This window comes from Mesotoga sp. HF07.pep.5.2.highcov (genome assembly GCF_003666285.1).
Lineage (GTDB): Bacteria > Thermotogota > Thermotogae > Petrotogales > Kosmotogaceae > Mesotoga > Mesotoga prima.
Map to the genome: position 1 here is coordinate 1 of NZ_JFHJ01000525.1, position 5,852 is coordinate 5,852.

The window sequence follows — 5,852 nt, forward strand, 5'->3', positions numbered from 1 at the left end:
CCCTGGTCTCCCGGAACAATTACAACCGGTGCGATATCTCCCGCGCGGCACTCAATGTGATACTGAAATCTTCCCTCTAATCCTACTGGCTCTCTGTAATCCTCCATCAAAGCGTCACCTCAAATCTTCTTTCTAAGAACATGTATTCTGAAGACCGACGTATTTATGAAATCCTCCGAGTAAAGCATCGGGACGTTGTTTATATCCCGGTGAACTTCTTTGAGCAGCACTATCGAAGTGCCCGGAGTCATTTCGAGCAGGTCCGCAAGCTCTTCGTTCACGAGCCTAGATTCGATCTCCGCAATCGCATATCTAATTGGATCTTTGAACTTCTCCTCCAGAAGATCAAAGAGAACCAATTCCTTCGCCCTTCTTTCTCCGAGAGTCTTGAGTAATTCCTCTGTGCCTCCGGGAATTCTTTCCGAAGCAATGTACGTTTTTGCGAATATTGCAGGAATACCGTCTGCGGCGTACACCCTTTCCGTAAGGACAAGTGTTTCCTTTTCCCTCATCTCCAGCTTCGCTGCTAGGTCGCCATCAGCAAGGACCTCTTTAAATCTGTCGTGTATCAGATTGGGTGTCTTTCCCGAGCTCGAAATGATCCGAGTCAAGCCTCTCAGATATTCGATCCCTGTATGGACCAGACCGCTGTCCTTAACAACGAATGTCCCGAGCCCCTGCCTTCTAACGACTAAGCCCTCTTTTTCAAGAGCAGTAATCACTTCCCTTATCACCGTCCTGCTGGCTCCATAATCTTCACAAAGCTTTTCTATTGATGGCAGTTGTGTTCCATCACCCATCTCCTGGACTTTCTGTTCTATCTGTGAATATATGATCTCGTAAAGGGATTTACGCCTGGCCATTTCTTAATCTACCTCCGGAAATCTAAGTCATCATACGTATTATGTATGACGTATTCTGAGTATACAAAATCCTTGCTCATTTAGTATCTCTATTCATCGGGTAAAAAAGTAATTCTGGGGTATCCACGATCGACTGAAAGCAATATTCTCATCGATGGGCATAATTACGATGTTTTTCGTACATATCGTAGCAGAACGGATCTTACGGAGGATTTTTCCACTAACATGTCTAACGAACAGTATCTCTTGCTGAACGAAGAGTGGCATCGCTGCAATGTAAAAATGGTGTCCCTATCTTCATACTACTTCTGCTTGCTATTCTGATATCAGAACCTTTCAAGCATACGCATTAAAAAACGGCTAGAAATCCACAAGAGCCTTATGAGTTGTAGATTGTGGGTAGGCTGACGGTTGGACAGTTCAAGAAAGGTTAGTTAGTCGTTGAATGGTTCACCGTTCATCGAGGAGAGCTCTTTCCGGAGCAAGTATCTGTTCTTCGTTCTGGCAATGTCAGGAACCATGAACATGAGATTCTGAATCAAGTTCAGCATCTATTTCCTCCAAAGAGAAAACGGAAAAAATGCATTGTCGAGGGTTTGCTTCGCTCTCGAGAAGTCTAGAGCGAAAATAGAGACTGACCGGCTCCTATTGTCTGTTCCATTTTTCGCGAAAGGTAGAGATCCTGACCAGCATTGTCAGGATGACGTTTAGGAGTGTCATCCCGTAATGCTCCTGTACGGGATCTCGTTCTCAAGAACCGCTGTGCGCTAAAGAACGAAGACCCGCTGTACGCGTGAAAAACCGTCCTTCCCCAAATCGTGGACCCGCCCCTATAAAGAGCAGTTCTTCGTTCCGACGCTGCGCGTCCAGGTTCTTCGTTCTTGGATAAGATCAACATGAAGATCCCGAAACAAGTTCGGGATGACAATGTGTGGGACCTCCTGAAGGCGCAAGCTGGATAACTGTATCAGCATTATTACTTGAAAATGCCTAGACGGTGAGTTCTTCTCTTCTCGACACCCCAGACCCTACACTCGATACCCTGCTCTTTCCGTCATGAACCCGTTTCAGCATCTAGGTCTTGAGAGCCGCTGTACGCTTGTTCTACTCTTACGACTTGTAACTTGCATCTGGAACTTGCAAACGTTCTTTTCGGAAAACCGAGAACCATTCAACGGTGGACCTCGCACCGCGTCCGGATCCTGACCAGGAGCATTGTCAGGATGACGTGTAGGAGTGTCATCCCGTAATGCTCCTATACGGGATCTCATCTCTTCAGTCTCTCTCTCTTTCTCTCTCCCAAGCTCTCTCTTCTCTCCCTTTCTCTCTCTAATCTTCTCGCTCATTCGTGAAAAATGGAGTCCCAAAAAAAATCTTACGGAGAATTTCTCCACTAACGCGTTTGAGGTGTGGATCAGGTTCTGGTAAGAGCGTTAAGAGCTTCTCTACGAGAAGAGCGCGAGAAGAGAAGAGAGACGAGACTGAAGAGAAGTGAACTCTAAAAGCTCTTTTTTCGTACTTTTACTAACAGCAAACAATCGTTCTTATCACTCGGAAGAATTTAGTAGATCGTTCAGAAAGTCTGCTACTACGATGGTCAGATCATCTTGGACTAATCCCAGATCGATATTCACATCGGCGTGATTTTTATCTTTGGCATGGTACAAGCGAACAGGCACTTCGGAAAGCCGGAGTTTTAGAGCGAAGTCACTGGAAATTTCTTCTGACTTTATTCGTTCGCCGGCATAAACTATCAGGAAAGGAGGAATTGATTTTCCTGGAGCAACATGATTGATTGGCGAAGCATCGTACCATGACTCTTCTTCCTGACCAAAAGCGTTGAGATACATCGAGGTCGCGATGATCCCTGTACCATACTTCTCCATGCTCGCGCAAATATCGTAGCCGGCCCCGTCAAGTAGTACAACTCCCTTAATAGCATCTAGTCCGATTCCATATCTCGCCAGATAGCTCTCATCAGTAGAAACGAGAGCCGCAAGATGCGCTCCTGCAGAGTGGCCCATGATGAAGATTTTATCGGCATTTCCTCCATAAGAAGATATATTTTCCCTGACCCAGGCAATAGCAGCGGCTACATCTTCGACGTGTGCCGGGTGTTTCACTTCAGGTGATAGTCTGTAGTTTATACTCACAAAGATCCAGTTGTTAGAGATGAAGTATGGAACTTTATTCACAGTGACATTCTTATTAGACTTATCTCCGGTTCTCCAGGCACCACCGTGAATCATTATCATTACCGGGATTTCACCGGTCTTGCTTTCTAATTCATCGGGTGTGTATATATCTAGACAGTTGAGAAGACTCTCCTCGTGAGATTTGTACTGAATCTCCGAGTGCAATGTGTAATTTCCCTTCGCAAGGCAAAGAGTGCCGGTAACGACAATCATTAAAGTCAGAAGTAACTTCATATGATCACCTCCATTTCGAATGTAAACCAGATAGCGTGAAAAGAGCGTGGAATTTCTTTCACTCACTAGAAAAGATCTGATAACTGACGATCTTTGTCGCCAAAAGGCGACAACTTTTCAACCAACGCCCGACGTAGTTTCTTCGCGTGGCACCGTTTCTTTAAGCTTCTTTCTTAATTTTCAGCGATTAGATGGCATTTGCGTCGAACTGCAGGAAGCTTTTTTGAAACACCTCGCGAATGGTCTTCCTCTTCTGCTGAAGGCGGCATTGCGACAGCCGATGCTTTCCGGTGCATTGCGTCTTATGCATTGTTCTTCGACCTAAAAGACACCCCCCGCCACTACGTCGCCCTCCTTCCTCAATGAAGGATTTAAGATCAGGATCATTAGTACAGCGGGTTTATAATTGGACCGCCTGGGAGTTTCCTGGAGGGAGTTGAGAAAAGACTAGGATTATCGAGTGAGTCTGGTTCATAATAGATGTGTGGGGCTCGACCATTTAGATAGTTGAGCGCCCAATGTATTCAGGTTCACGTAATCCTGAAAGCACGATTCACCTCGTAACACCTCACTATTACATCCAACTTGGTCTCGGAGCATGTCCCTCCGGGACCATTTTTTGTTTTGGTTTGTTGGAAGAAGGTATTTCATGCAAAAGGGAAAGAAGAATGCTCTTCAGTAATGCAAGAGTGGAATCTATGTTCTTCTTTTGAAGTAAATCTAGCTATGAGAGAAGAAAGGCTCTCGGATGCGGTCGGGAATGTTTACAAGGCAAAGAACACTCTCGACAGTATTGGCGCAAAAGAGCTTTATGAAGTATTTATAGCGTTTAAAAAGACTGTGGTGGGTGAAAAGGGAGAGGAGGTACCGGCTCTCAAGAAGAAATTCACCCTCTTGCTCAGAAGACTGCTGGAGGAGATTGGGCGGCTCCATTGAAGGAGAAAGCTTCATTTGTTAAGGGGGGATTGAAGTGCCTGCAAAAATCCCATTGCTGAATATTCGGCTTCAGACCTCGAGAAAATGTTGAAAGGAAACGATGTCCTTACAGCGTCTAACAAAATAGAACGATGCAGCAGATCGTTGAGCATCGAGATATATGGTGATTCTTGATCTCAGTATGCCGAAGACCGATGAGTTCTCTTTGTCGACAAACCAATGCAGAAGCGGAAGAGGCCATAACAACCGACATAATTTCTATGACGCACAAGCCTGGACATTTTGTTTCGGCCGAAGGCGCGGGAAATGAAAAGCAGAGGCAGTTTCTTCTGAGTTGCGGCTGCGATAAGATACAGGGCTATCTCATCGCTAGGCCTCTGAATGAAGAGATAGCTATCGAATTTCTCGAAAGCTATAGCAAGAGATAATTCCTTCGACGGAAATACGAGTTTGCTCAGTATTGAATATCCCATCCCCTTCGATTTCACAACGAGGAACAGCTGTGATGTTTGACCCGGATCGAATTACAGTGGTAACAGTTCTCGACTCACATCCCGGTTTTGTTGAAGAGAGTTGATACTATACTCCAGCTAGCATCATGCAAAATCCGAGGTTAAGGATCTTGTTTCTCCCTTTGGATGATTCAATTACGAGCTGCGTTATTGCTATGGCATGAAGTTGCATGACACAATTTGATGCGTAATATGACGAAGCATTTCGATTATATGTAACAATTATTTTAAGTGTCTTCGGATGTGTTGTCTAATGTATAGAAGCGACTACTATTGAAGGCACAGTAATCACTGGCAATTATTTCGTCACGAGTTTGAATCGTAAGAATGTCGTGTTTGTTCAAGAGAGGACATCCTGTGTGCAACTCGTAGAGTTTAGGTTTTGGCCTTTTGTGATACCTGTTGTTATAATGAAGTGAATACTCCTGGGTTAGCTTAGGTTGTAAGAATGACTAGTGGATTCTGTTAAAAGTAGCTTAAATGATTTCGGTTATCATACAGACTTAGTCGACAATTACAATTATCAGGGTGAGGCATATGAGCCTGAGAAAGAAGAGCATTTCAATAAAGAGTATCATTACTATCGTGTCTGTTTCAATACTGCTCTTTTCGACAATCGTTATAGGATACCTGATCATTTCGAGATGGCTATCCTCGGCTGAAAAAGAGGCTGAAAGAATAGTCGAAAACCTGGGGGAAAACATCTACAATCAAGTCTCCTCGTTTATGCATATACCTCACAATGTGAACGAAGTCAACCACAAGGTTATCGAATATGGAATTCTCGATCTGTCAAATGAAGAGCTTAGAGAGAAGTTCTTTGTGGGAGTGTTGAGCGCTCAAAGCCCTCATATATATAGTTTTAGTTACGGTACGGCAGACGGGGAGTATTACGGAGCCCGCAGAAATGAAAAGGGAGTCATTGAAATAATGCGAAATGACGCCTCTACGGGAGGCAACTCATGGTACTACTCGGTTAATGAGGATCTGACCGCAGGGGAGAGGGTCGTCCAAGCCGGTAAGTTCGACCCACGTACACGCGCCTGGTATAAGGCCGCCGAGGAATCTGGAGGGCCGGCGTTATCTCCTTTATACAAGCACTTCGTGATGGA

General features: G+C 44.8%; 4 protein-coding genes and 1 pseudogene. 3 read left to right on the top strand and 2 right to left on the bottom strand.

The window, feature by feature from the left end; translation table 11 throughout:
• Nucleotides 1–119: 119 nt before the first annotated feature.
• Both BG32_RS11170 and BG32_RS11185 read right to left on the bottom strand, forming a co-directional pair.
• Nucleotides 120–863, bottom strand: a complete 744-nt coding sequence (locus BG32_RS11170; RefSeq protein WP_006487594.1) for a GntR family transcriptional regulator — start codon at nucleotides 861–863, stop codon at nucleotides 120–122.
• Nucleotides 864–2,410: 1,547 nt separating this feature from the next.
• A complete protein-coding gene (locus tag BG32_RS11185; protein WP_006487590.1) occupies nucleotides 2,411–3,292 on the bottom strand; it encodes an alpha/beta hydrolase in 882 nt (293 codons plus the stop codon).
• 726 nt (nucleotides 3,293–4,018) lie between these two features.
• Between BG32_RS11185 and BG32_RS11190 the strand changes: the two genes are divergently transcribed.
• From BG32_RS11190 to BG32_RS11200, 3 genes and pseudogenes are all read left to right on the top strand, one after another.
• The gene (locus BG32_RS11190) at nucleotides 4,019–4,228 is read left to right on the top strand and encodes a hypothetical protein (protein ID WP_259459684.1); all 210 of its coding nucleotides are present in this window, start codon (nucleotides 4,019–4,021) and stop codon (nucleotides 4,226–4,228) included.
• 260 nt (nucleotides 4,229–4,488) lie between these two features.
• On the top strand, nucleotides 4,489–4,656 hold the full coding sequence (locus tag BG32_RS11195) for a hypothetical protein (RefSeq protein WP_259459685.1): 168 nt from the start codon (nucleotides 4,489–4,491) through the stop codon (nucleotides 4,654–4,656).
• A gap of 621 nt (nucleotides 4,657–5,277) precedes the next feature.
• Nucleotides 5,278–5,852: pseudogene (locus BG32_RS11200) on the top strand (sensor domain-containing diguanylate cyclase); the annotation flags it as partial.